Annotated in this window: 28 protein-coding genes and 1 tRNA gene; 12 read left to right on the top strand and 17 right to left on the bottom strand. The window is 57.3% G+C overall.

What is annotated here, in order from left to right; translation table 11 throughout:
- Nucleotides 1-185 precede the first annotated feature (185 nt).
- From flgE to PMI24_RS28340, 6 genes are all read right to left on the bottom strand, one after another.
- Nucleotides 186-1,499: a flagellar hook protein FlgE gene (flgE, locus tag PMI24_RS28365; RefSeq protein WP_007960334.1), complete on the bottom strand. Its 1,314-nt coding sequence runs from the start codon at nt 1,497-1,499 to the stop codon at nt 186-188.
- 30 nt (nt 1,500-1,529) lie between these two features.
- Complete coding sequence (flgD, locus tag PMI24_RS28360; protein ID WP_007960332.1) at nt 1,530-2,258, bottom strand: flagellar hook assembly protein FlgD; 729 nt, start codon at nt 2,256-2,258, stop codon at nt 1,530-1,532.
- Nucleotides 2,259-2,273: 15 nt separating this feature from the next.
- Complete coding sequence (flgC, locus tag PMI24_RS28355) at nt 2,274-2,717, bottom strand: flagellar basal body rod protein FlgC (RefSeq protein WP_007960329.1); 444 nt, start codon at nt 2,715-2,717, stop codon at nt 2,274-2,276.
- Between the two features lie 3 nt (nt 2,718-2,720).
- Nucleotides 2,721-3,128 (bottom strand): flagellar basal body rod protein FlgB, encoded by a 408-nt coding sequence (flgB, locus tag PMI24_RS28350; RefSeq protein WP_007960328.1) that lies wholly within the window; start codon nt 3,126-3,128, stop codon nt 2,721-2,723.
- 241 nt (nt 3,129-3,369) lie between these two features.
- Nucleotides 3,370-4,197 carry a protein-glutamate O-methyltransferase CheR gene (gene cheR, locus PMI24_RS28345; protein WP_007960327.1) on the bottom strand — a complete coding sequence of 276 codons (828 nt, stop codon included), beginning with the start codon at nt 4,195-4,197 and terminating at the stop codon, nt 3,370-3,372.
- Between the two features lie 47 nt (nt 4,198-4,244).
- Nucleotides 4,245-5,177, bottom strand: coding sequence for a chemotaxis protein CheV (locus PMI24_RS28340; RefSeq protein WP_007960326.1), 933 nt, complete (start codon nt 5,175-5,177; stop codon nt 4,245-4,247).
- An 82-nt stretch (nt 5,178-5,259) separates the two neighbouring features.
- On the opposite strand from PMI24_RS28340, the gene flgA reads away from it, so the two are divergent.
- From flgA to PMI24_RS28320, 4 genes are all read left to right on the top strand, one after another.
- On the top strand, nt 5,260-6,021 hold the full coding sequence (gene flgA / locus PMI24_RS28335; protein WP_081493604.1) for a flagellar basal body P-ring formation chaperone FlgA: 762 nt from the start codon (nt 5,260-5,262) through the stop codon (nt 6,019-6,021).
- A 218-nt stretch (nt 6,022-6,239) separates the two neighbouring features.
- A complete protein-coding gene (gene flgM / locus PMI24_RS28330) occupies nt 6,240-6,566 on the top strand; it encodes a flagellar biosynthesis anti-sigma factor FlgM (protein WP_007960324.1) in 327 nt (108 codons plus the stop codon).
- Nucleotides 6,567-6,614: 48 nt separating this feature from the next.
- Nucleotides 6,615-7,082 (top strand): flagella synthesis protein FlgN, encoded by a 468-nt coding sequence (locus PMI24_RS28325; protein WP_007960323.1) that lies wholly within the window; start codon nt 6,615-6,617, stop codon nt 7,080-7,082.
- Nucleotides 7,083-7,177: 95 nt separating this feature from the next.
- A complete protein-coding gene (locus tag PMI24_RS28320) occupies nt 7,178-7,912 on the top strand; it encodes a flagellar brake protein (RefSeq protein ID WP_007960322.1) in 735 nt (244 codons plus the stop codon).
- A 59-nt stretch (nt 7,913-7,971) separates the two neighbouring features.
- Here PMI24_RS28320 and PMI24_RS28315 read toward each other — a convergent pair whose 3' ends face one another.
- The 5 genes from PMI24_RS28315 to PMI24_RS29290 form a co-directional block, all read right to left on the bottom strand.
- Nucleotides 7,972-9,336 (bottom strand): MFS transporter, encoded by a 1,365-nt coding sequence (locus tag PMI24_RS28315; protein ID WP_007960320.1) that lies wholly within the window; start codon nt 9,334-9,336, stop codon nt 7,972-7,974.
- A gap of 68 nt (nt 9,337-9,404) precedes the next feature.
- Entirely contained in the window at nt 9,405-10,646 is a 1,242-nt protein-coding gene (locus PMI24_RS28310; RefSeq protein ID WP_162831797.1) for a glutamine synthetase family protein, read from the bottom strand.
- A gap of 219 nt (nt 10,647-10,865) precedes the next feature.
- Nucleotides 10,866-11,558 (bottom strand): sensor histidine kinase, encoded by a 693-nt coding sequence (locus PMI24_RS28305; RefSeq protein WP_007960318.1) that lies wholly within the window; start codon nt 11,556-11,558, stop codon nt 10,866-10,868.
- On the bottom strand, nt 11,555-13,159 hold the full coding sequence (locus PMI24_RS28300; protein ID WP_007960315.1) for a tetratricopeptide repeat-containing response regulator: 1,605 nt from the start codon (nt 13,157-13,159) through the stop codon (nt 11,555-11,557). Before PMI24_RS28300 ends, PMI24_RS28305 begins: the two co-directional genes overlap by 4 nt.
- A gap of 188 nt (nt 13,160-13,347) precedes the next feature.
- Nucleotides 13,348-13,701: a hypothetical protein gene (locus tag PMI24_RS29290; RefSeq protein ID WP_157222962.1), complete on the bottom strand. Its 354-nt coding sequence runs from the start codon at nt 13,699-13,701 to the stop codon at nt 13,348-13,350.
- A 128-nt stretch (nt 13,702-13,829) separates the two neighbouring features.
- On the opposite strand from PMI24_RS29290, the gene PMI24_RS29285 reads away from it, so the two are divergent.
- The 3 genes from PMI24_RS29285 (at nt 13,830) to PMI24_RS28285 (ending at nt 15,182) form a co-directional block, all read left to right on the top strand.
- On the top strand, nt 13,830-14,177 hold the full coding sequence (locus tag PMI24_RS29285) for a hypothetical protein (protein ID WP_052026256.1): 348 nt from the start codon (nt 13,830-13,832) through the stop codon (nt 14,175-14,177).
- A gap of 183 nt (nt 14,178-14,360) precedes the next feature.
- Entirely contained in the window at nt 14,361-14,594 is a 234-nt protein-coding gene (locus PMI24_RS29580) for a hypothetical protein (RefSeq protein WP_238553914.1), read from the top strand.
- 3 nt (nt 14,595-14,597) lie between these two features.
- Entirely contained in the window at nt 14,598-15,182 is a 585-nt protein-coding gene (locus tag PMI24_RS28285; protein ID WP_007960311.1) for a tail assembly protein, read from the top strand.
- Between the two features lie 51 nt (nt 15,183-15,233).
- Here the strand turns inward: PMI24_RS28285 and PMI24_RS28280 are convergent, their stop codons facing one another.
- Together PMI24_RS28280 and PMI24_RS28275 are read right to left on the bottom strand one after the other, a co-directional pair.
- Nucleotides 15,234-15,830, bottom strand: a complete 597-nt coding sequence (locus PMI24_RS28280; RefSeq protein ID WP_007960308.1) for a hypothetical protein — start codon at nt 15,828-15,830, stop codon at nt 15,234-15,236.
- Nucleotides 15,796-16,920 (bottom strand): hypothetical protein, encoded by a 1,125-nt coding sequence (locus tag PMI24_RS28275; RefSeq protein WP_007960300.1) that lies wholly within the window; start codon nt 16,918-16,920, stop codon nt 15,796-15,798. Before PMI24_RS28275 ends, PMI24_RS28280 begins: the two co-directional genes overlap by 35 nt.
- Before the next feature lie 132 nt (nt 16,921-17,052).
- Between PMI24_RS28275 and PMI24_RS28270 the strand changes: the two genes are divergently transcribed.
- On the top strand, nt 17,053-17,670 hold the full coding sequence (locus PMI24_RS28270; protein ID WP_007960298.1) for a recombinase family protein: 618 nt from the start codon (nt 17,053-17,055) through the stop codon (nt 17,668-17,670).
- On the opposite strand, the gene PMI24_RS28265 is transcribed toward PMI24_RS28270, so the two are convergent.
- A complete protein-coding gene (locus PMI24_RS28265; protein WP_007960295.1) occupies nt 17,648-18,319 on the bottom strand; it encodes a hypothetical protein in 672 nt (223 codons plus the stop codon). The genes PMI24_RS28270 and PMI24_RS28265 overlap by 23 nt on opposite strands.
- A 149-nt stretch (nt 18,320-18,468) precedes the next feature.
- A tRNA-Arg gene (locus PMI24_RS28260) sits at nt 18,469-18,545 on the bottom strand.
- Between the two features lie 284 nt (nt 18,546-18,829).
- Between PMI24_RS28260 and PMI24_RS28255 the strand changes: the two genes are divergently transcribed.
- Together PMI24_RS28255 and PMI24_RS28250 are read left to right on the top strand one after the other, a co-directional pair.
- Nucleotides 18,830-19,057 (top strand): hypothetical protein, encoded by a 228-nt coding sequence (locus PMI24_RS28255; RefSeq protein ID WP_007960293.1) that lies wholly within the window; start codon nt 18,830-18,832, stop codon nt 19,055-19,057.
- Nucleotides 19,058-19,077: 20 nt separating this feature from the next.
- The gene (locus PMI24_RS28250) at nt 19,078-19,257 is read left to right on the top strand and encodes a PA3371 family protein (protein WP_007960291.1); all 180 of its coding nucleotides are present in this window, start codon (nt 19,078-19,080) and stop codon (nt 19,255-19,257) included.
- On the opposite strand, the gene phnN is transcribed toward PMI24_RS28250, so the two are convergent.
- The gene (gene phnN, locus PMI24_RS28245; RefSeq protein WP_007960289.1) at nt 19,232-19,801 is read right to left on the bottom strand and encodes a phosphonate metabolism protein/1,5-bisphosphokinase (PRPP-forming) PhnN; all 570 of its coding nucleotides are present in this window, start codon (nt 19,799-19,801) and stop codon (nt 19,232-19,234) included. The genes PMI24_RS28250 and phnN overlap by 26 nt on opposite strands.
- Before the next feature lie 389 nt (nt 19,802-20,190).
- Here phnN and PMI24_RS28240 point away from each other — a divergent pair, with 389 nt between their 5' ends.
- Nucleotides 20,191-20,517 (top strand): Arc family DNA-binding protein, encoded by a 327-nt coding sequence (locus PMI24_RS28240; protein ID WP_003178899.1) that lies wholly within the window; start codon nt 20,191-20,193, stop codon nt 20,515-20,517.
- A 114-nt stretch (nt 20,518-20,631) separates the two neighbouring features.
- Here PMI24_RS28240 and mgtE read toward each other — a convergent pair whose 3' ends face one another.
- On the bottom strand, nt 20,632-22,074 hold the full coding sequence (gene mgtE, locus PMI24_RS28235) for a magnesium transporter (RefSeq protein WP_007960287.1): 1,443 nt from the start codon (nt 22,072-22,074) through the stop codon (nt 20,632-20,634).
- 320 nt (nt 22,075-22,394) lie between these two features.
- On the opposite strand from mgtE, the gene PMI24_RS28230 reads away from it, so the two are divergent.
- Nucleotides 22,395-22,913, top strand: a complete 519-nt coding sequence (locus tag PMI24_RS28230) for a hypothetical protein (protein ID WP_007960285.1) — start codon at nt 22,395-22,397, stop codon at nt 22,911-22,913.
- The last annotated feature ends 40 nt before the right edge of the window (nt 22,914-22,953 follow it).

Below are 22,953 nucleotides of genomic sequence, written 5' to 3'. Positions count from 1 at the left end.
GCCAAAGCGAGGTGCCGAACGCAGGGGCCCAGCGTTTTGGTTCCTTTTGGGCGTTTGCAAAAGGGACTCGCCGTAAGGGCGAAACCGCCAGCGGCAGCACCCGAAGCAACGGATAAACACCCCAAACCGCAGCCAAAAAAAAGCCCCTCAAAAAGAGGGGCTCCTTAACCAGCCAAAACCCAGAATCAAGTCATCTGAATAATGGTCTGCATAATAGTGCTCTGAGTCGAAATGGTCTTCGCATTCGCCTGATAGTTACTCTGACCCTTGATCAGATCAACCAGCTCATTGGTCAGGTTAACGTTCGACTCCTCCAGCGAGTTCGAAACAACCGAACCCAGCGTACCGGTCTCCGGCGCATCGTAGCCCGGAATACCCGAAGCGTAAGTCTCTTTCCAGCTGGTACCACCAATCGGCTGCAGACCCTGCTCGTTGGTGAAGCTCGCCAGCGCAACCTGGCCGATGGCCTTGCTCTGGTTGTTGCTGAAGTTGGCAAACAGCGTACCGGTACCGTCGATGGTCAGGTTGGTGATCTGGCCAGTCGCGTAACCATCCTGAGTCGGGATCGAACGCGCGGTGTCAGCGTTGAACTGAGTGGTCTTGGCCATCGAAATGGTGATGCCAGCCGCGTTCGCCGAAGCGCCGTTGGCCTTCCACACACCGTTGGTGACAGTACCCGGTACCCAGCCAGTGAGTTTCAGGTCGCTGCTGATCACGGCAGGCGGCGTGCTGACCTGAGTCAGTTGACCGGTGGAGTCGAAGGTCATGGTCGAAGCAACAGGTGCGGTGACTTTCGGATCGCTACCGGTAGCATCCGGGTTACGACCGTCTACCAGGGTGTAGACCTTCCAGGTGTTGGCACCGGTTTTCACCATGTACTGGTCCATGACGTGGGCGTTACCCTGGCTGTCATAGATCGGGGTGCTGAACGACTTGGTGTAAGTCTCGGTTTTGCTAGGGTCGAACTTGCCGGCCGCCGCTGTGTCGTCGATCACCGGAGCGGTCGAGTTCAGGTTGATGGTCGAGGTCACCAGCGAGGTGGACTTCGGCGCCAGGTTCGAAGTGTCGATCTTCAGATCGGTCAACACGCCGTTGATGACCTTGCCGTTGGAATCCACACCGTAGCCTTGCAGACGCGAGGTGTAGTCGGTGTTGGTGATGAAGCCGTCCTTGTCGACCTTGAACGTACCGGCACGGGTGTAGGAGATCGAGCCGTTGTTGCTCAGAGTGAAGAAGCCCGAACCGTTGATGCCCATGTCCAGCACGTTGCCGGTGTTGTTGATGTCACCCTGGGTGAACTGCTGGGAAACGTTGGCCAGGCGCACACCGTTACCGATGACCTTGCTGCCGCTACCCAGGCGAGTCGCCGAGTAGACGTCTTCGAATTCTGCACGGGACGATTTGAAACCGGCGGTCGCGACGTTGGCGATGTTGTTGCCGGTCACGTCCAGTTGCTTGTTGGCTGCATAGAGACCGCTAAGGCCGATATTGAAAGACATATTCCACTCCTTTGTGCCGGTTAGTCGGCTCTATATACCAATGGTTTGTACTTTGGACAGGGCAACGGTGCCCTTGCCGGACAGGTTGAGCATCAGCTCGCCACCGGTCTGGCTGATCGTCACGCTGGTGACCGTGGCTGGCAGGTAGGTCGCCAGGTCGGTCGCGGTGCCGTTGATCGAGGCGTTGGCCTTGACGGTGTAGGTACCGGTTTTCACCAGGTTGCCGTCCTTGTCCTTGCCGTCCCAGGTGAAGCTCGCGTCGCCTGCGGCGCGACTGCCCAGATCGATGGTGCGAACAACGGTGCCGCTGCTGTCGGTGATGGAGACGGTGCCGCCGGCAATCGATGAAGGAACAGTGACCGAACCGGTCATGCCTTTGCTCGGGTCGTCCAGCTGAACCGTGTTGGTCTGCACGATCACGTTGCGGCCGACCAGCGACGAAGCCTGCAGGGCTTGCGACGAGTTGTAGTTGCCGGCCAGCGAGCTGACGGTGCTGTTGAGGGTGGTAATCCCCTCAAGGCTGCTGAACTGCGCCAGCTGGGCAACGAATGCGCTGTTGTCCTGCGGGTCGAGCGGGTTCTGGTTTTTCAGCTGGGTGACCAGCAGTTGCAGGAACGCGTCCTTGCCCAGGGCCTGGCCGCCGGTCGAGCTGTTGGTGGCCGAAGCGATGCCGCCGGTGGTCGTGCTACTGGTCTTCTTCGAAGAGTTGGCCAGTATGTCGTTCATCGTCAGGCTGCTGGTGGTATCGGTAACACTCATGGCAGTCGCCCCTTATTACTGACCGAGGGTCAGTACCTTCTGCATCATGGTTTTGGCGGTGTTCATCATTTCGGCGTTGGTCTGGAACGACCGGCTCGCGGAAATCATGTCAGCCATTTCTTCAACCACGTTGACGTTCGGGTAGTAGACGTAGCCCTTGGCGTCGGCTGCCGGATGGTTCGGCTCGTAGCGCGCTTCGAGGTTGCTCTGGTCTTCGACCACGCCCATGACCTGCACGCCCTGGCCGGCCGCGTCCTGGTTCTGGAACAGCGAATTGCTGCCGCCGCTCTGGCCGCCCTGGAACATGGTGGCGAACACCGGGTGACGGGCACGGTAGGTCTGGTCGATGCTCGACGAGACGGTCTCGGCGTTGGCGATGTTCGAAGCCACGGTGTTGAGACGGGTGGTCTGGGCGCTCATGCCGCTGCCGGCAATGTTGAAAACGCTGGACAGGGACATGGATTACTCTCCGCGCAGGGCTGAGACCAGCCCTTTGAATTTGCTGTTGAGCAGGGTGAAGCTGGCCTGGAAGCCGACGGCGTTTTCCGCGTAGTTCGACTGTTCCAGTTGGGCGTCCACGGTGTTCTGGTCGATCGACGGCTGCATCGGCGTGCGATACATCAGCGACTCGTCGCCATTGCCCAGGCCTTCAGCTTCGATGTGACGGCTGTTGGTCATGTTCAGGGCGATGGTGCCGTTGGCGTTCTTCTGGCTCTGTGCTTCGAGCACTTTGGAGAACTCCAGATCCCGCGCCTTGTAGTTCGGGGTGTCGGCGTTGGCGATGTTGTTGGCCAGCACTTCGGCACGCTGGGCGCGGAAGCCCAGAGCCTTTTCGTGAATGCCGAGCGCTTTATCGAAGCTGATGCTCATGTCGGGAACCTTCAGGTGACCGGATTTTTCGTAACAGGGTTATAGCAAGCGGCGTGCCAGTTTGAGAAAGCCCCGGATTACGGGGCTTTGCGCCGAACCGGCAACGCGGCAATGCCAGAAAAGCGGCAACCGGTTTCCGCCGGATGCCGCTTTTCTGCCGCCACCTGCCACCGGCAAAACCTTCAGGCATAAAAAAACGGGAGCCCCTGAGGACTCCCGTTTCTTGTGTTGCCGGTCTTGATCACTTCGCCTGGTAGATGATCCCCGGGCTGCACTGAACCATCTGGTAATGATCCGGCAGACCGTTCAGCGCCTCGGAAGCGCCAAGGAACAGATAACCGCCCGGTTTCAGCGTGCTGTGGATGCGCAACAGGATGTCCTTCTTCACCTCGGCGGAGAAGTAGATCAGCACGTTGCGGCAGAACACGATGTCGAACTTGCCCAGGCTTGCGTAGCTGTCGAGCAGGTTGAACGAGCGGAATTCCACCCGGTTCTTGATCGGCGCCTTGATCACCCAGCGTCCCGGCCCTTTCGGGTCGAAGTAGCGCTGCAGACGATCGGCGGACAGACCGCGACCGATCGCCAGGCTGTCGTACTCGCCGGTCTTGCAGTTGGTCAGCATGCTGCCGGACAGATCCGTGGCAACGATCTGCACGCCCATCTTCAACTGGCCGATGTTGGTCCGCTCGAACTCGTCGATCGACATCGACAGCGAATAGGGTTCCTGACCCGACGAGCAGGCCGCCGACCAGATCCGCAGACGCTGGTTGGGAGCGGCCTTGATCGCCTCGGGCAGCACCTTGTTCTTCAAGACTTCAAACGGATAGGTGTCACGAAACCACAGGGTTTCGTTGGTCGTCATGGCATCGACCACCTGCTCGCGCAAACCGCTGCGCGGCTGGGTCTGGATGCGCTGTACCAGCTCACCCAGGGACTTGATGCCTTGCTGCTCCATCAGTTTGTTGAGACGGCTCGACACCAGGTACTGCTTGTTTTCACCGAGCAAAATGCCACAGGCTTTTTCCAGGAAGACCCGGAACTGTTCGAAATCCAAATTACCCGTAGACAAATGATGCCGCCTCTTAAATCGTGTTGAACGCCAGGGGCAGAAGGCCCTTAGCTGATATCTGCTGCTTTGATCCGGTCGACTACCCGGGATGCCAGGTCATCAGGACGGAACTTGGCCAGGAAGTCATCGGCACCGACTTTCTTGACCATCGCCTGATTGAACACACCCGACAACGAAGTATGCAGGATGATATGAAGCTTTTGCATGCGAGGGTCGCTGCGGATCTCGGCCGTCAGGGTGTACCCGTCCATCTCCGGCATTTCGATGTCGGAGATCATCATCAGGAACTCTTCTTCCGGCTTCTTGCCCTCGTCGACCAGCTTGCGCAGGTAATCCAGCGCCTGCTTGCCGTCGTTCAACGCCACCACTTCGACACCGACCGTCTGCAGGCAACGCGTCACCTGCTTGCGCGCCACCGACGAGTCATCGACCGTCAGCACCCGCAGCGACAACGCCTTGCTCTGGGTCTCGACATCCACCACGCCGACCGAAATCGCTTCCGGGGTCGGCGCAACTTCCGCCAGCACCTTCTCGACGTCGATGATTTCGACTAACTGATTGTCGACCCGAGTCACAGCGGTCAGGTAATGATCGCGTCCGGTGCCCTTGGGCGGCGGATGAATCTCTTCCCAGTTCATGTTCACGATACGTTCCACCGAGCGCACCAGGAAACCCTGGGTCTTGGTGTTGTATTCCGTGATGATCACGAACGGACTGTTCTTGTCTTTCAAAGCACCGGAGCCGGTCGCCATCGCCAGATCAAGGATCGGAATGGTCGCCCCCCGGATATTCGCCACCCCGCACACGACAGGACTGGACTTGGGCATCAGCGTCAGTTGCGGGCATTGCAGCACTTCCCGAACCTTGAACACGTTGATCCCGTAGAGCTGCTGGCCGTCGAGACGGAACAACAACAGCTCCAGGCGATTCTGCCCCACCAGTTGCGTGCGCTGGTTCACCGAATCCATTACACCAGCCATGCCCAGACTCCTACACCAACGCCAAGTGTTGTTGCGACGCACATTCATTGCTAAACGGCACGGCGCTTGCTTTTTAACTCGTATGAACGCTCAAACGACATTTTTCCGACGCCTGACATCTCCCCTCCGCAGAGGGCTTTGCGCGATGTCCGCCGTTTGCCTTTTTTTCGCTGGCAGCCCTGCCGGTGCTGATGCGGTTACCTTGCCTGACATGCTTATCGGCGTCACTCAGGGCTTTCTTGAATTCACCGTAGAAGACTATCTGGCTACCAGTCAAACGGAAGGCCGTTATGAAATCGAGGTCAACCAGCTCGATCCCCGCATGCGCATGCCTATGTGCGACAAGGAATTGACAGCGACACTGGAGAGTCCGGCACGCCCTCTGGGCCGTGTCACGGTCAAGGTCCGCTGCGAAGGCGCCTCCCCCTGGACGGTGTTCGTGCCCGCTCAAGTCCGCCTGTTTCGCGAGATTGTCACCACCACGCGGCCACTCAAACGCGCCGGCATCATCGAGCCTCAGGACGTGACCTTGCGCGAGCGCGACGTCAGCACGATCAATCAGGGTTTCCTGACGTCGGTGGATGAAGCCATCGGCCAGAAATTGACCCGACCAACGGTAGCCGATCAGGTCATCACCCTGGTGCATCTGGAACAGGCGGAAGTGGTTCGCAAGGGCGATCAAGTGGTGATCACCGCCCGCAGCGGCACCCTCGCCGTCCGGATGCCGGGCGAAGCCCTGTCCAACGGTGGCCTGAAAGAACAGATTCGGGTGAAAAACCTCAATTCCCAACGGGTTATCAAGGCGCAGGTTATCGCGCCGGGCCAGGTGGAAGTTGCCATGTGAGCGGCCATGTAGCGGTGATGTGAGCGGCCGTATGAACGGATATTTGAAAAGCCCCTGAGTACTCGAGCAGAAAACTGGCGCTGACCAGAGCTGTTCCCTAAACTGTGCCGCAGCAGGATCTGCAACGGCGCATGCAAGCTCATTGCTAAATGAGCCTAAAGTTTTCCAGGGGATGGCCGAGAACATGGCAAGCGTCCAAATTCCCAGAGGTTTTTAACATGGTCATCGATTTCAGCCGTTTGAACAGCTCCTCGTCACTTACGGGCAGTACGCGTACCAGCAACGCCAAGGAAACCGCCGAAACCGGCACTTCCGCGCCGCTGAATACCCCGGCCGAACAGGCCAGTACCGCAAAAAGCGGGGAATCGGTACACCTCAGCAATGAGGCTCAACAGTTGCAGAAGGTCACTGACAAGCTGCGCGATCAGCCTGCCGTCGATAAAGCCCGCGTGGCCGAGTTGAAAGCAGCGATTGCCGATGGCAGCTACAAAGTCGACAGCAACCGTGTAGCCAGCAAACTGCTCAATTTCGAAGCCCAGCGCTAGGCCTCGGTCAGCGCCAGGCTTTTGGACGCTTAAAACCCAAGGCCAGCCATGCACGACACTAATTTATTGCAACTGATCACCGACGACTTTGCTCCAGCTCAACAATTGCTGGAGTTACTGCAAACCGAGTCCCTCGCCTTGCACGGTCGCGACATGCCTCTGCTGGAAGAAATTCTGGCGCGCAAACAGGCATTGATCATTCTGCTCGAACAGCATGGCCGCAAGCGCAGCGAAATCCTCGCCAGTCTCAACCTGTCCCTCGACCGCGCAGGTCTGGAACAACTGGCCAGCCAGTCGAGCATCGGCGACCAGTTACTGAGCCAGAGCGATGTTCTGACCGACCTGATTGCCCAGTGCCAGGCGGCCAACGTCAAGAACGGCCAGTCGATCATCATGCAGCAGGCCGCTACGGCCAATCAGCTGAAAATCCTCACCGGCGGCGAGCCTCCCGCGCTCTACGATGCCAGCGGCACCTTCTCCAAACTGCAGAAACCGCGCGCGCTCAGCCAGGCGTGATGCTTTCTTCTATGCTTGCGCCCTATCAACGTGCGAAACATGCTGGCAAAATACTGGCCAGCCGTAGTCAAATTTTGTCTGGAGATTGATTTAACGTGTCCAACGATGACGCTCCGCAGCCCCCAAAGGTGCTCACCACGCCCCTGGAGATCTCCAGCAATCTGCGCCAGCTGCAAGAGAGCCACGATCCGCTGATCATTACGTTCCACGAGCGTAGCCAGCGCTTCCAGAGCTACCTGATTGAAGTCGATCGCGAAAACGGTTCGATCAAGCTTGATGAAATGATCCCGCGCGACGGCGAACGTTTTCTGGAAGCAGGCGAACCGTTCAAGGTTGAGGGCTTTCATGATGGCGTGCGCATTGCCTGGGAATGCACAGGCACGCTGAGCATCAAGGATTCCGACGGCGACCGCTTCTACACCGGCGACCTGCCCACCGAAGTGGTTTATCACCAGCGCCGCAATGCCTTTCGCGCCGCACTGAAACTGACCGATCTGGTCAGCGTCGTGCTCGGCGGCGAAAAGCTCAAGGCACCGCTGGATGGCAAATTGCTGGACATCTCGGCCACGGGTTGCAAACTGCGCTTTGAAGGCGACATCACCGACCGCCTGCAACTGGGCCAGGTCTATGATCGCCTGATCGCCGCGCCGCTGTTCGGCAACCAACCGGTATCGGTCGAGCTGCGTTACCTGCACTTCGAAGAAAAACTCAACATCACCTTCGCCGGCCTGCGCTTTCACAACATCAGCGGCCCGGCGGCCCGCAACGTCGAGCGTTTCGTTTATCAACTGCAACGCGAAGCGCGTCGGTTCGATAAAGACGATCTCTGATCGGCAGGCATAAAAAACGGGCAGCCACTACGGTGACTGCCCGTTTTTTTATGCCCGGATCAAGGCTTGGCGGGAGTGATGTCCGGCCCTTCGCCCTCGACTGTCGAGTCGGTTGGCACGACAGGTTCTGGTTCCGGCTCCGGTTCAGGCTCTGGAGCGACCGTATTCTGCATCTGCTCCTGCACCACCTGCTCGTCAACCCGCGGGTCAAGCGCTGCTACCAGCGGCGAACTGGACATGCTGTCCGGCATCGCCACGTGATGCAGCGGCGCATCGTCGACCTGGTGCAAATTGGTCACGGCTTTCGGCCGGATCCGCCACACCAGCACCAACGCGAAAAAGGTGAAGAACGCATACAGGCTCTGCGGCCCGAACAGCTTCATCAGCACCCCGGCCGCCAGCGGCCCGATACTGGCGCCCACACCGTAAGTCACCAGCAACATTGCCGTCAGCGACACCCGGCGCTCGCCTTCGACGTGGTCGTTGGAGAACGCCACCGCCAGCGGGTACAGGCAAAACTGCACCAGCGAGCAGAGGAAGCCGACCACGAACAGCACCTCCAGCGGCACCTGCGGCAGAATCGCCAGCGGCAACGCGGCAATCGCCAGGAAGAAAGCAAAACAGCGGATCAGCAGCGCCCGGTCATAGCGGTCGGACAACCAGCCCAACGGCCACTGCACCACCAGCCCGGCAAAAATGCAGCTACCCATGAACAGACCGACCTGTTCGGTGGACAGCCCCTGCTGCGAGGCATACAGCGGCGCCAGACCGTAGAACGAACCGATGATCAACCCGGCCCCGAGCACCGTGCTCAGCGACTGCGGCACTCGCTTGATAAAGAAGCGCGGCTCCATCGGCGCCGGATGCAGCGGTGCCGGGTGAATCCGCCGGGTCAGTGCCACCGGCACCAGACAAAGTGCGAAGCACAGCGCGACCAGCATCAGCAGTTCCAGGCCCAGGCCCGGGTGCATGACCAGAATCAGCTGACCGAGCACCAGCCCCAGATACGATGCGATCATGTAGCCGCTGAACACCAGGCCGCGCTGATTGGCGTCAGCCTGCTCGTTCAGCCAGCTCTCGATGACCATGTATTGGCACATCATGCCGAGGCCGACGATGGTCCGCAGCACCAGCCAGGCCGGCAGCCAGTCCACCAGACCATGACCGAGCACCGCTGCGCCGACGATCCCCGCACACGCCGAGTAGGCGCGGATATGCCCGACCCGGGCAATCAGGCGGTGACCGATCTTGCCGCCCAGCACCAGACCGAAATAGTTGGCCGCCATCAACGCACCGACCCACAACCCGTCGACATGGTCGGCAGCCAGACGCAAAGCCAGATAAGTAGAAAGAAGGCCCGAGCCGATCAACATCATCAGCGAGGCGAAATACAGCGCTCGAAAGGATTTCCAGATTTGGCGCATCGGCGTTCCGAGCGGCTCCTTGCGGTAAGTATCGGGCTATCAAACGATAGCCCGACGGCGACATTTCGTCAGGCCTGGGCTGCTAGAACACGGCGTTCCCAGGGAGTGATTTCGTCAAAGAAACTGGTCAACTCCATGGTCTTCGAAGCGATGTAGCCTTCGATGAACTCCGTGCCGAACAGTTCCTTTGCAAGCTGGCTGCGCTTCAGACGTTCGAGCGCCGCGTGCAAGGTACACGGCAGCGAAAGATGGTCCGGCACGTCGAACTCGCCCTGAATCGCTTCGCTTGGCTCCAGCTCATGCTCGATGCCGTACAAGCCGGCGGCCAGGCTTGCGGCGATCGCCAGATACGGGTTGGCATCGGCGCCCGGCAAGCGGTTCTCGACCCGACGGGCAACCGGCGAACTGGCCGGAATACGCAGGCCGGCGGCGCGGTTGTCGTGGGACCAGCAGGCATTGTTCGGCGACGCAAACGGATGGCACAGGCGCTGATAAGAATTGACGTTAGGTGCAAACAACGCGGTGAAGTCAGCCATGCCCGCCTGCTGCCCGCCGATGAAGTGGCGGAACATCGCAGTCGGCTGACCGTCCGCGTCGCTGAACACATTCTTGCCGCTGCCGATCTCGACGATGCTCTGGTGAATGTGCATCGAACTGCCCGGCGTGTGCGCCAGCGGTTTGGCCATGCACACTACGGTCAGGCCGTGCTTGAGCGCGACTTCCTTGAGCAGGTGCTTGAACAGGAAGGTCTGGTCGGCCAGCAGCAGCGGATCACCGTGCAGCAGGTTGATCTCGAACTGGCTGACGCCCATTTCGTGCATGAAGGTATCGCGCGGCAGGCCGAGGGCCGCCATGCATTTATAGACTTCACTGAAGAACGGCCGCAGACCGTTATTGGAGCTGACGCTGAACGCCGAGTGGCCGTCCTCGCGACGCCCGTCGAGACCGACTGGCGGCTGGAACGGCTGGGTCGGGTCGGTGTTCGGAGCGAACACAAAGAATTCGAGTTCGGTCGCCACCACCGGCGCCAGACCGAGGGCTGCGTAGCGGGCAATGACCTTCTTGAGCTGACCACGGGTCGACAGGTTGGAGCTTTCACCGGTCAGCTCATCGGCATCACAGATGGCAAAGGCCCGTGGCTCTTCGCTCCATGGCAACGGATGGATCTGGGCAGGATCGGCCACCAGCGCCAGATCGCCGTCATCGCTGCCATAGAATTTGGCGGCGGGATAACCGCCCATGATGCATTGCAGCAGCACCCCCCGGGCCAACTGCAAACGCCGCCCTTCGAGGAAGCCCTCGGCGGTCATTACCTTGCCCCGTGGCACGCCGTTCAAATCCGGCGTGACACATTCAATCTCATCAATGCCCGTCAATCGCTGCGCGAGTGAACGCTGGCCATCGGTTGTCATGACGCAATCCTTGTTATTGTGCGAGCCGCGAACGGCGACCCGGACAAAATAGGCTTCGGCTGTTCGGAATATCAAGCAGCAGCCAACAAAAAGAATTCCGGTCGATGAATCCGTGATTCAGGGCAGGTAAATACTGAACACGCCGCCGCCCAACGGGCCCCCATTACGGATCTCGGTCCGGCCGCCAACACCGTTGCGCTGATGCAGCGCGGCGATGCGTCCGGCGAAGTACAGACCGAGGCCGGTGCTGCCACTGCTGTGGTTGATGCCTTGCACGTAATCGGACTGGCGCTCGAGCATTTCGGCCGGGTAACCGTCGCCGTCGTCATTGATGCTCAGCACCAGTTGACCGGCTTCGTCGCTGACGGTGATCAGCAGCGATTCACGGGCGTAGCGGATCGCGTTGTTGATACAGTTGCCCAGCACCGAGGCGATCAGTTCACGGTCGAAAAAGCCCAAGGGACTGAGCGGATCGACTTCGTAAGTGGCGATGATTCCACGGCTGGCGAACACCTCCTGATGCGCCGCCAGTTGCGCCTCGATGAAATCGTCCAGCTCGTGATAGGCCGGCTGCAACGGCATCTGATTCACCCCAAGCTTGTACAGCCCGAGCAGTTGCACCAGCATGCCGTTGAGATGGGCGAACTCGAAGTCGATCACGCCCTGCTCCGCCCCTTGGCGCTGTGCCTCGGGCAGACGCGCCAGCCATTGGCTGTGGGCCTGCATCAGCATCGCCAGAGAGTTCTTCATGTCGTGCACGGTGGAGGCGATCACCGTGGAAAAATCCAGTGCCTGCTCGTCTTGGTTCATTCGCCAAACGCCTTGCTTTTCAGCTTCTGATAACGCGGATAACGCGCGTCGGTGTCGGGCATCAGGCCGACCAGTTTCAGGCAGGCCCGACATTCTTCCAGCTCCGCCGACGGCACATTGGTGTCGGTGCCGTGCAGCAGCGACTGGGCCATGTTCAGCGCGATACTGATGTTCTTCGGTTGCATCTTCAGCGCCTTGCGGAACACCTCGCGGGCCTCCACCAGGTTGCCGGTCTTGTACACGCGCACGCCCTGACGGTTGAGGTCGGCGGCCGCGTTGCTGGAGCTGAGAATAGTCGGGTCGTCGGTGAGCTTGGCGATGTCTTTCATCACCGTCGGGTCATCGCCGTAGATTTCCGCGCAGCTCTTGAGCATCGAAGTGCCCGCCTCGGCCTGGCCGAGCATCTGCAATTGCTTGGCAACCAGCAGTGCCGCCTCGGGGCTCATGAACTGTTCCATGCCGTCGAGACGCATCAGCGCTTGTTCGGTGAGCTTCTCGGCGGTCTCGGCATCGTTGAGCAACAGGCTCGTGGCCTTCATCAGACGCGCGCGAATCTGCAGGCCCGGATCGGTCGGGTTTTCTTTCGCCACCGCGCTCAGCGTGGTGTTGATCTCCAGACGCGTGCGGGTGTCGAGCCCGCGCTCGCTGCCCTTGCTGATCAGCGCGTGAGCCAGGCCGAGATTGCTTTCCGGATCCTTGAAGCGCGATTGCGCGCCCTGATTCACCGCCTGGCGATAAGCCCGGGAGGCGGTGTCGAAATCTTCGTTGGCCATCGCCAGCTTGCCCAGCAACGCCTGACGGCGCACGGCCAGCGGCGACAGGCGAATCGCCTCCTCCAGCACTTGCTGCGCGCCTTTGGTATCGCCTTCGGCGACCAGCACGTCAGCCATGCCGTCATACAGCGCCGGCATCATCGGGAAGACCTTCAGGGCTTTTTCGTAAACGCCCTTGGCCTGACTGACCTGCCCGCGCTTGAACAGCAATTTGCCCAACCCGGCAAACGCCCACGGCAACGGCCGGTCGGCGATGATGCCGTCGTATAGGCGCTCGAGCGCTTCGTTCTGGTTCATGTCGCGCAGCGCATCGGCGCGATAGCGCAGGCACAGCGGCGAATAGCGGATGTCCTGTTTGCACAGGGCGATGCAGGCGTTGAGCACTTCGACCGGTTTGCCACGGTCGAGAGCTTGCAGAATCGGCTTGAGCAGGGTCTTGCGCTGCTCCAGACGCTCCAGCCGCTGAGCCAGGCCGGAGCGGTTGAACGGTTTGGTCAGGTACGCGTCCGGCTCGTGCTCCAGGGCACTGAGCACCATCGCCTGACTGGTCTCGGCCGTGACCATCACGAACACCGCTTCGTGGCTGATCAGCTTTTCCATCATCAGGTCTTCCAGCACCTGCTGACCGTTCTTCTTGCCGTCACCGAGGTGGAAGTCCTGGAGGATGAAATCGTAGGACTTCTGCGCACACATTTTCAGCGCCTGCTCACCGGTGTCGGCGGTATCCACATCCTTGACGCCCAACTCGCGCAACATCGAACGCACGGAACTGCGGAAATCCGAGAAATCATCGACGATCAGAAAACTCTTTTGGTGATACGACAGCATCGAGGATTTCCAGGCAATTGAAGAGGATGGACCATTTCCAGGCGCGCAGATGATAGCTGCCGGCCAAATGCTATCAAGCGATTTCGCGCGACTCTGAAGTCACCGAACGGGTTATCGGCCGGGTCAGCGGTTCTCTTGAAGCGAGGGTTCAAGATTCGTTGCGCAAGGATTACCCTGCGCGGCGGTTCTCACCTTCCAACGGCAAAGGATTCATCGTGTACATCAAGGGACGCTACATCGTGTCGACCTGTGCGCTGCTGTTTTTTCAGCAGGCACTGGCGAGCGGAATGGACTGCACAAAGGCGGCGAGTGTTGTGGAGAAGGTGATAGATGAGTCCGTCCGCCAGCTCCAAAACACTAGCGCTGGAGACTTTCAAAGACTTCAGCGAAGAGATCGTCTCGATCCGGGAAAACAAAGATTTCAACTCGTCCGCAATCGAGCGCTTGAGCAAAGAGAAAATCGCAGGAGTGACAGACGCCCTTCTTCCCGCAATGCAATCAGTCGCGAGGATATGCTGACCCTGGCCGAAACCGTCACCCAAGGCTTCTCCCCGGCCTCCCCAAGATCCAGCAGTGATATCGCAGGCTTTCGCAGACCAAGAACTGAGAGCTCTTGTGCGAGGCCTCAGTCCGGAAGAACGCCGCAACCTCATGTCCGAGGCGCGCCGGGGTGGTCACCCCCGATATCGTCGAAGCAGTGCTGAGAGCAAATCCGATTCTCTCTGGCCTGAACTCTGAAGCAGCAGCGAGCCTTTCCCGGGCGGGCATCGCCGCCCCTCGCGCAGATGACATTGACGCTCTCCCTCAAATGCTGGCCGTCTACGACGATGCGCTTGCCACAACCTCTCAGGTCGGAGTGGCGCTCAGTGGAATGGTTGCGAACTCGGCCGGTTACGCGGGCCAGTTCGAAAAGTGGAGGTCGGGCTGTGACGGCTCAGAAGCGTTGCGCACCTGGCTTGAAAAGATCCCAGCTCGAGACAGGCCGAAGGCCGCAGAGGAAAAATCCGAAGTTGCGTAAGCGGTTCGAATGCGGCCGTCACGGGGCGCCCCCCCCCAATTGGGAGTAAAAACGTTGACCACCTACCAAGAGCGTTTCGCCGAGGCGTGCAAGACAAATAGCTTTGCATCGTACCCACTCAAACAAGGTCCCGACTCCGATTATGTGGTGTGGGATTTCCAGCACGTCCGCGACGACTAGAAGGTGACCATTGACGGCCCGTTCTTCACCGAGGACGAAGCCCGGGTATCAGCCGACCTTCTGCGCGGCACCTTCCGGGGCGCCAAGGCCTACCAGGGGATTTACGACCGGATCAGGAACTACGACCCACGGCACGAACAGGTGACGGTCGACCAGGCGCGTATGTCGCGCTCGCTGCTCGCCATACGACTAGGTGTTGAAGCACCCAACAACAGCGCCCAAGGCACTAAGGAGTAAACCATGGCTATGGCCACCAACTACGGCACCAAAACGCGAATCCTGCTAGGTGGATCGGCCGGGAAGCTTTTCGGACGTGAACACATTTACGAACTCTCCACCGGCGACACGCGGGAAGCTGTGAAAGCGATCGACGTCAATCACCCTGGGTTTGCGAAGTACCTCGCAGATGCCAAACGGAAAGGTCTCGAATTCGCAGCGTTCCGGAACCGCTACAACATGGGCGAGCGCGAGCTGAAGATGGGTGGAGCTCAGGAGATCCGGATCGTCCCGGTAATCGCTGGGAGCAAGCGTGCAGGTCTGTTTCAAACTGTACTTGGAGTGGTTCTGATCGCCATGAGCTCAGTAACGAACGGCGCGACCTTAGCACCAGGGATTGCACTCGCCGCCGGCGGCGTCATCCAGATGCTGAGCCCCCAAGCTACCGGCCTCAAACAAAGCTCATCTCCGGAAAACACTCCGCCCTACGCGTTCGGCAGCGCCAAAAACACCACGGCCAGTGGTAACCCGGTACCGATCTGCATCGGTGAACGCCGTTGGGGAGGAATAATAATCTCGGCGTCCATCCTTGCCGAAGACAAGGTTTGAATATTATTTACTTGGCAATAAATTAACGCTCTTTGCTTATCAGACTATCAGTCATGCTTGATGAATCCTATCCCCCAAGTAGAACAATCCCCAGAAGGTAGCAAGGAGCATTTGATAGAAGAAAAGCATGTATGCGAGAAACCCTACTCCAGTGAAAACTTTGAATCCGAAAAACGGATTACCATGATAATCACCCGCCATAGACAACACTGCGATCGACACAAGAATAAGAACAACACATTCGGCAGTCAAAAACGCAAACATCATGCAAAGAAATCGCCTACGCGTCAGCGGAATAGGGTTTTGCTCGCCTTCTCTAACCTCCATAATTACAGGCGTTGGACTAGGAATAATATTATCTATATCCGAGCGTCCAAATGTCGCTATTGCCGCCAAAGCCGCAATATAAAACCCTGGCAAATTTTGTATAAACCCAAGAACTCTTGACAATATGCCAGACTCACCAAAAATATTTAAACCATCCCTCAAAAAGAACAATGCGCCCCCCGTCAAAGCAACGAGTATCGCGGGAAACACCCAATCCATCAGATATTTATTATCGTGCTTAATGGCAAGATAAGAAAACGGCCTTATCAATTGCCCAGCGAGAATACTACAGCGCTGCGTATAAGGCGTTTTTGATGTCATTATCTATTTCACCGTATCCATTAGCATTAACATCAGGAGTGACTATATAAGCTTTTTTGACATATTTCTCATTATCAGAGAGGGTAAAGTCCTCAGTATTCATTACGACCGTATGCTGTGTATCATATGGATCTTTGAACACGATGACTGCTTCATCATAGTCAAAATTACTACCCTTCGTGAAAGCCTGCTTTAAAGCGTCCAGCACACCCTCCGCAGGGAGATGCGCAACCTCGGGCCTTAGAATGATAATGTTTTTCTCTTCTTTAAGCCCTGCACTGTCATCCCACACTCTACCGACGTTCTTATAGTTTGCGAGTTCAATTCTTCCCAAGCTGCCGTTTGCTAGATCGTTCAAAAAGTCGTCTGATATCTTCCCATTTAAATCAACCGTATGAAGCGCATTAACCAACACCGGGCGTCCGTCTTCCATTACGCCAGCAGGATGAGCCACTTTATACGCAGCCTTATGATGGGCGCGGCACTCTCGAAATAAATGATTTATAAAGCTATGAACCTGAGCTCCGGGAATCCCCCCTCGGGGCGACTCATACACCATCGAATATAGATTAGGGCCAATAGGGATTAAATTTATGCAGACATGAGCAGAGTAGTCATTTCCAAAACCATCAGGCTTTTCAAGATCCTGCCTCTCTCCAAGTATAGGATTTGAAATGGTTTGATCAGGCTCCGTGGGATCACTTTTATTTATAAGGAGCGTAACTTTAGACTCGTCTTCCTCTATACACATATCGGCGAGGTAGAACTTTATTTCATTGGGTAACTCTCTATACAAGCATTCGACTGAGCCGAACACTGTGACTGCTTGTTTCATGATATCCAAAAGAGGAAAAGCGACCACATTTGTGGAAATCATTTCGTTATTTACTTCATATCTCGCAGCAGCCTTGACTTTCAGATCGTAGAATCTCAACTGTCTTTTTGTCATACCAACCCCGAAGCAGATATAAATCAGACGAGAAGCTTCAAGGTATGCTGCGATATAAATCGCACCGTCCCTGTGATCACCACTCCCGCATACCATGCTGTCTAGAAGACTGCTGATGGCGTGATAGCAATTTAGACCCACGACTCTGTTCCACGCAAGGTATGCCTATCCAGATACGGGCAGATTTCGCCTTTTTCAGCCTTTTAGCTTTATGAGTAACACCCAAAGTGAAACAGTAATAAGAGAACACCCTAACTGATACAGGCAACCATCATGTTCATCCGCGCATACTTCCGAGCATCGACCAAAGAGCAAGACGCCAGCCGCGCCCGCGAATCACTTGAGCAGTTCGCCGCCGATCACGATAAGACGATTGCCAGTGTGTACCTGGAGAATGCCAGCGGCGCGACCGCAGACCGGCCTGAGATGCTGCGTCTGCTCAAAGATGCGCGCAAGGGTGACGTACTGCTGGTGGAGTCGATAGACAGCCTCTCACGCCTTCCTGTGAAGGACTGGCAGAAGCTTAAGGCTACGATTGATTCCAAGGGGCTGCGCATCGTCGCGCTCGACCTGCCAACGAGCCACCAGGGGATGCAGGACACCAAGGACGACGAGTTCACCGGGCGGATGCTGGGCGCCATTAACTCTATGCTTGTAGAAATGATGGCAGCAATTGCACGCAAGGACTACGAACAGCGCCGCGAGCACCAGGCTCAGGGTATCGAGAAGGCCAAGGCCGCCGGCAAGTATCAGGGGCGCCCGATTGACGCCGATCTGCACAAGCGAGTCGAAGAGCTGCTCGCCGCGGGGCTTGGCATTCGAGCGACCGCTAGACACGCCAGTTGCTCGACGACTACGGTCCTACGGATCAGGAATTCAAAGAATTGCTGAGCGCGTGATATTTCTGTATCAGCACTGAAATCTGGTCTTGCGGCCTGATTTCAGAGTGAACCTGTATGGCAGCCAAAACTTGAGGATCGGAGAGGTACCCGCTCAGAGCCTCTGGTGTTAATCCTTCTCCCTGTGTTTGTTCGATCCAGGTGAGATTACGCTGAAACTCCTCATCTGGACGATGGATCTGACTCTCAAAACTGTCAAAGAACCGCTCGACAATGCTACAGGTAGCGGCCATATGAGTAGTACAAGCCGTCAGAACATCTGCGTCGGGAATTTCTGCAGGAGGCACGGTACCGATATAGGAGAAATAGTGGTTAGTTGTTTGCGATCCATCAGGGTTAACCACAACCTCGCCTCGACCGATAGGGTTAAACCCCCTTTTCTGGTGCTCGTTGCGCGCCTCAAGCATGAATTTGGAAAGAGGATTTGCCCGCATTTCTTGCTGAATACCGGAATACCAGTCTCCAAAACCTTCCAGATCACTAGCGACATACTGGAGTACGAAGGTCACGCTTCGAGCCGCACTTACGAACGCGCTGAAGTAGTAGCCCAATTCGTCGATCCTCAGGGCTGATTCCTTCATGCGAACCAAGAAGAAATCAGATTCCTTCAGCTTGTCGCTAATTGCTGTGTGAATCTTCAATTGGAGGCACTCCGTTCGGGTAAAGGCGAGAACAGCGACCGTCAAGCTTCTTTATTACGCTATCAGGCTGATTGCTGTCGCTTGCACCCACCATGCACCCATGGGAATTAATCGAAGAAGACAGAAATGGCTGAAAGGTTTGAAATATATGGTGTCCCAGGGCAGGTTCGAACTGCCAACCTTCCCCTTAGGAGGGGGATGCTCTATCCAATTGAGCTACTGGGACACAGGACTGTCGGTGCGACAGACGGCGTGCATGTTAACGGCCGGGCCCTGATTTGTCATGTCGTCCGCAGGGCTTTTTAAGTGTAGGCAGGCGCCTTGCAAGGGTGCCGGATGTTTTACCGTGCAATTTGCATCACCGCAAAAAGCCATCATTGCAGAATGCAATGCGCCCTCTCCGAAAAACCCTGTTAAATGCTTGTTTTTAAAGGACTTAACAGCGGTTAGACTATTGGCACGACGGCTGCTTTACCGGTTCTTATACAAGAACAATCGGAGACTCGTCTCATGAACAGCGCCCTCGTGTTCGCAAACGCAATCGCACTGGCCGTCCTGGTGGGCTTTCACTTCGTCCCCGAGGACAACGAGAAAGTGGCCGGGCGCATGCCGCATTACCTGCAAGTGCAGAAGGCGCCGCAGTGGGCGGTGTTGAACGATCAGAGCTTTGCCCCGCAAGCAGTCAGCGAGTCTGAACGGGCGTTGCCGGCGCATTCGACTGAACGTCTGGTTTTTTGAAATATCTTCAGGAGTACAGCATGTCCAAGTCAGCTGCAGGATTTCTGATCCTCGCCTTATTGAGTGGCCTCGGGCATTTTTCGCTATTCGAGGAAACCGAAATATCCCTGCCGCTGATCGGTTGCGGCGTCTTCTCGGCGCTGTTCGTATTGGCGCTGGTGGCCGGTCGCAAGATCAAGTTTGATCCGGTATTGCGCTGAACCTGACCAGTTCCAGCAGATGATTGACGGCGTCGGCCAGGTCGCCCGAGTTGTCGATCAGGTGCACAGGGCTATCGGTTGATCGCCTGTCCTTGAATAGCGTGTTGCGGGCCAGCCTCGCATCGATCTGCTCAAGCGTCTCCCGGCCACGCCGGAGCAGGCGCTCACGCAGGACATCATCTTGAACCGTCAGCAACACCGGCACCAGTGTCGGGTAGCTTTCCAGCGCCTGTCGCAGGTTCGCCCGAGAACCGTTCACCAGGACGTGTTTACCGGCTTTCAACCATTGATCCATTTCCACCGGAATCCCGTAGGCGAGACCGTTGGCTTCCCACGCCAGCGAAAACTCGCCGGCGCGCTGACGCTGCTCGAACTCCTGCGGCGTCACGCCGATCGCATCCTCGCCCACGGATTCCGCCGAACGGGTGATCACGCGTCGAATGATTTCGCAGTTCAACGCCCGCAATGGCTCACGCGCAGCCTCGATCAGACTGTCCTTGCCGGAGCCGGAAGGTCCCATGAGGTAAATCAGCCTGCCATCCATCCTGAAAACGCCCTCCGGCGGGCATTTGCCCCTAGTAAATCGGCCATTTGCCACTATCCTGTACAAGGTAAGGAACAACGATTCAACCCGCATAGCATGCACGTTCTGACGCCTTCGGGCATCAGTCGACGTGTTTCAGGACGCGGTCAGCGATACGGGCCGATGCTTTCTTTTCAAACCAGTCCGCATTTCTGATAATTGGTGCTGGCATTACGCCTTTACCCGGATCAATATTTGTCACAGAATTGACGCCAATGATCTGGCAATTTTGAGGCATGATGCGCGCCTCATAACAATTCAGGTTGAACCATTTGGCGCGGATGCTTGTCCTACCACACATCCTGCGGCCAATCCCGAGAACCGCTCCCCTGAACTAACCGGTTAAATATATGCGCCCATTGAAACAGGCAATTTATTCCAGCCGTACGGCTGACAAGTTCGTCGTACGTCTGCCAGACGGAATGCGTGAACGCATTGCCGAGGTGGCTCGCAATCATCATCGCAGCATGAACTCCGAGATCATTGCGCGCCTTGAGCAGAGTCTTATTCAGGAAGGTGCACTGGGCGAAGAGCTGAGCATGCGCCTGGACAGCCCGGAGCTGTCGCTGCACGAACGCGAGTTGCTGCAACGCTTCCGCCAACTCTCCCATCGCCAACAGAACGCGCTGGTTTCTCTGATCGCCCACGACGCCGAAATGGCCGCAGACGCATCCTGAGTCAAACCGAACATCTCAAGCCAGCATGAATGCTGGCTTTTTTTTGCCCGCAATTCGGGTTTTTCAGGGGCGAAAAAAAGCCCGCCAATTGGCGGGCTGTTTCATTGCAGTCAGTCAGAGCAGGAAAATCGTCGCCAACCCCAGGAAGATGAAGAAGCCACCACTGTCGGTCATGGCCGTGATCATCACACTGGCGCCCATCGCCGGATCGCGGCCCATCTTCGCCAGGGTCATCGGGATCAACACCCCCATCAACGCCGCCAGCAACAGGTTCAACGTCATGGCGGCAGTCATCACTACACCCAACGACCAACTGCCGTAGAGCAAGTAAGCGACCACACCGATTACACCGCCCCAGACCAGGCCATTGATCAACGCCACGGCCAGCTCTTTGCGCATCAGGCGCGAGGTGTTGCCGGTGCTGACCTGGTCGAGCGCCATGGCGCGAACGATCATGGTAATCGTCTGGTTGCCGGAGTTGCCGCCGATACCCGCCACAATCGGCATCAGCGCCGCCAGAGCCACCAGCTTCTCGATCGAACCTTCGAACAGACCGATCACCCGCGACGCGACGAATGCCGTGATCAGGTTGATCGCCAGCCACGCCCAACGGTTGCGCAGGGATTTCCAGACGGAGGCGAAGATGTCTTCCTCTTCACGCAGACCCGCCATGTTGAGGACTTCGCTTTCGCTCTCCTCACGAATCAGGTCGACCATTTCGTCGATGGTCAGACGGCCGATCAGCTTGCCGTTCTTGTCGACCACCGGGGCCGAGATCAAGTCGTAACGTTCGAACGCCTGAGCAGCGTCGTAGGCGTCTTCATCCGGGTGAAAACTCACCGGGTCACTCGCCATGACTTCGGAAACCTGCTTCTCCGGATCATTGACCAGCAAACGCTTGATCGGCAGCACGCCCTTGAGCACGCCGTCGTAATCGACCACGAACAGTTTGTCGGTATGGCCCGGCAGCTCTTTCAGGCGACGCAGGTAACGCAGAACCACTTCGAGACTGACATCCTCACGGATGGTCACCATCTCGAAGTCCATCAGCGCACCGACCTGCTCCTCGTCGTAGGAGAGAGCCGAACGCACACGCTCGCGTTGCTGCTGATCCAGAGTCTCCATCAGCTCATGGACGACGTCTCGCGGCAGCTCGGAGGCCAGGTCAGCAAGTTCGTCGGCATCCATGTCCTTGGCCGCAGCCAGGAGCTCGTGGTCGTCCATGTCGGCGATCAGCGTTTCACGGACGGAATCGGATACTTCGAGAAGAATGTCGCCGTCGCGATCGGCCTTGACCAGTTGCCAGAGCGTCAGACGATCGTCCAGCGGCAGGGCTTCAAGAATGTAGGCGACGTCGGCGGAGTGCAGATCATCGAGCTTGCGTTGCAGCTCGACGAGGTTTTGCCGGTGGACCAGGTTCTCGACCCGGTCATGATGCGGGCCTTCCTGGCGATGAGTCAGGTCTTCGACGACCCGCTGGCGCTGCAGCAGTTCGACGACCTGAGCCAGGCGATCCTGCAGGCTTTCCTGTGTTTTCTTTACTTCGATTTCGGACATAGGCGAACTCCACTCCCAGCAGCGGGGCACGCCGGAAGGATCAATCAGTCAATTCATGATTGGTTAAACGGGTTACTGAATAACTACTGGGTAAGTCCATGGAGGTTTTCCATAAGCCCCGGCGGGGCTGACGGGCGCAATGATACACCGCCTGACGGTTTTAAACGTTAAAAAATAGTGGCTGAAACAAGCGCTTGCGAGACAAAGCTGAGCGCTGTCCTGATCCTTCACACTGCGACGACTCATCCTGAAAAGAAAACACACCGGCGGTGAAAAAACTGCCGGCTACGCTTGAGGACAATCGTCACGGAGGACGCCGAATGCCATCGAAAACATCCCGATTCATGCTGACCACCCTGCTCTGCCTGCCCGCCATCGGGAGCGCAACGACACTTCATCGCTGCGAAGCTTCTGATGGTCGCGTCACGTTCACCACATTGAGCTGCGCGAACGATGAGCACCTTTCATTGCAGGAAGTTCGCCCCTACTCGCCTGGCTCGACCGTGACACTGATACCCGAAGCACGGCACGAAGAAATATCCGGTATGAATATCAAAAAACGAGAAATGGCCGTCGTCGGGCGCACTCACGATAAATGTGGAGATCTGATCGACGCGCGACAGAAACGCGAGGCAATCATCAATCAACGAATCATCGCCGGCATGAGCCAACAGGATGTTGAAAGCGCCTTGGGCAAACCCGACAAGGTGAGCATCCGCAATTCGGCAACGAGTTATCGTTACGACCTCAAGCGAGGCCGCAGTGCTCAAATCGATTTTGATGAGAAAGGATGTGTGACGGGAAAAGCCAAATCCCGGACAGCAAAAAGCCCGCGTTAAACGCGGGCTTTTCGGTATATGGTGCACTCGACAGGATTCG

The organism is Pseudomonas sp. GM25, from assembly GCF_000282255.1.
GTDB lineage: Bacteria > Pseudomonadota > Gammaproteobacteria > Pseudomonadales > Pseudomonadaceae > Aquipseudomonas > Aquipseudomonas aphyarum.
This window is presented reverse-complemented; position numbering and strand designations above follow the sequence as displayed.

What these genes read in the sequence shown, in the direction of transcription:
- flgE (WP_007960334.1), bottom strand. Translation starts at nt 1,499, where the DNA reads ATGTCTTTCAATATCGGCCTTAGCGGTCTCTATGCAGCCAACAAGCAA.
- flgD (WP_007960332.1), bottom strand. Translation starts at nt 2,258, where the DNA reads ATGAGTGTTACCGATACCACCAGCAGCCTGACGATGAACGACATACTG.
- flgC (WP_007960329.1), bottom strand. Translation starts at nt 2,717, where the DNA reads ATGTCCCTGTCCAGCGTTTTCAACATTGCCGGCAGCGGCATGAGCGCC.
- flgB (WP_007960328.1), bottom strand. Translation starts at nt 3,128, where the DNA reads ATGAGCATCAGCTTCGATAAAGCGCTCGGCATTCACGAAAAGGCTCTG.
- PMI24_RS28340 (WP_007960326.1), bottom strand. Translation starts at nt 5,177, where the DNA reads ATGGCTGGTGTAATGGATTCGGTGAACCAGCGCACGCAACTGGTGGGG.
- flgA (WP_081493604.1), top strand. Translation starts at nt 5,260, where the DNA reads ATGAACGCTCAAACGACATTTTTCCGACGCCTGACATCTCCCCTCCGC.
- flgM (WP_007960324.1), top strand. Translation starts at nt 6,240, where the DNA reads ATGGTCATCGATTTCAGCCGTTTGAACAGCTCCTCGTCACTTACGGGC.
- PMI24_RS28325 (WP_007960323.1), top strand. Translation starts at nt 6,615, where the DNA reads ATGCACGACACTAATTTATTGCAACTGATCACCGACGACTTTGCTCCA.
- PMI24_RS28315 (WP_007960320.1), bottom strand. Translation starts at nt 9,336, where the DNA reads ATGCGCCAAATCTGGAAATCCTTTCGAGCGCTGTATTTCGCCTCGCTG.
- PMI24_RS28310 (WP_162831797.1), bottom strand. Translation starts at nt 10,646, where the DNA reads ATGACCGCCGAGGGCTTCCTCGAAGGGCGGCGTTTGCAGTTGGCCCGG.
- PMI24_RS28305 (WP_007960318.1), bottom strand. Translation starts at nt 11,558, where the DNA reads ATGAACCAAGACGAGCAGGCACTGGATTTTTCCACGGTGATCGCCTCC.
- PMI24_RS28300 (WP_007960315.1), bottom strand. Translation starts at nt 13,159, where the DNA reads ATGCTGTCGTATCACCAAAAGAGTTTTCTGATCGTCGATGATTTCTCG.
- PMI24_RS28285 (WP_007960311.1), top strand. Translation starts at nt 14,598, where the DNA reads ATGGCTATGGCCACCAACTACGGCACCAAAACGCGAATCCTGCTAGGT.
- PMI24_RS28280 (WP_007960308.1), bottom strand. Translation starts at nt 15,830, where the DNA reads ATGACATCAAAAACGCCTTATACGCAGCGCTGTAGTATTCTCGCTGGG.
- PMI24_RS28270 (WP_007960298.1), top strand. Translation starts at nt 17,053, where the DNA reads ATGTTCATCCGCGCATACTTCCGAGCATCGACCAAAGAGCAAGACGCC.
- PMI24_RS28255 (WP_007960293.1), top strand. Translation starts at nt 18,830, where the DNA reads ATGAACAGCGCCCTCGTGTTCGCAAACGCAATCGCACTGGCCGTCCTG.
- PMI24_RS28250 (WP_007960291.1), top strand. Translation starts at nt 19,078, where the DNA reads ATGTCCAAGTCAGCTGCAGGATTTCTGATCCTCGCCTTATTGAGTGGC.
- phnN (WP_007960289.1), bottom strand. Translation starts at nt 19,801, where the DNA reads ATGGATGGCAGGCTGATTTACCTCATGGGACCTTCCGGCTCCGGCAAG.
- PMI24_RS28240 (WP_003178899.1), top strand. Translation starts at nt 20,191, where the DNA reads ATGCGCCCATTGAAACAGGCAATTTATTCCAGCCGTACGGCTGACAAG.
- mgtE (WP_007960287.1), bottom strand. Translation starts at nt 22,074, where the DNA reads ATGTCCGAAATCGAAGTAAAGAAAACACAGGAAAGCCTGCAGGATCGC.
- PMI24_RS28230 (WP_007960285.1), top strand. Translation starts at nt 22,395, where the DNA reads ATGCCATCGAAAACATCCCGATTCATGCTGACCACCCTGCTCTGCCTG.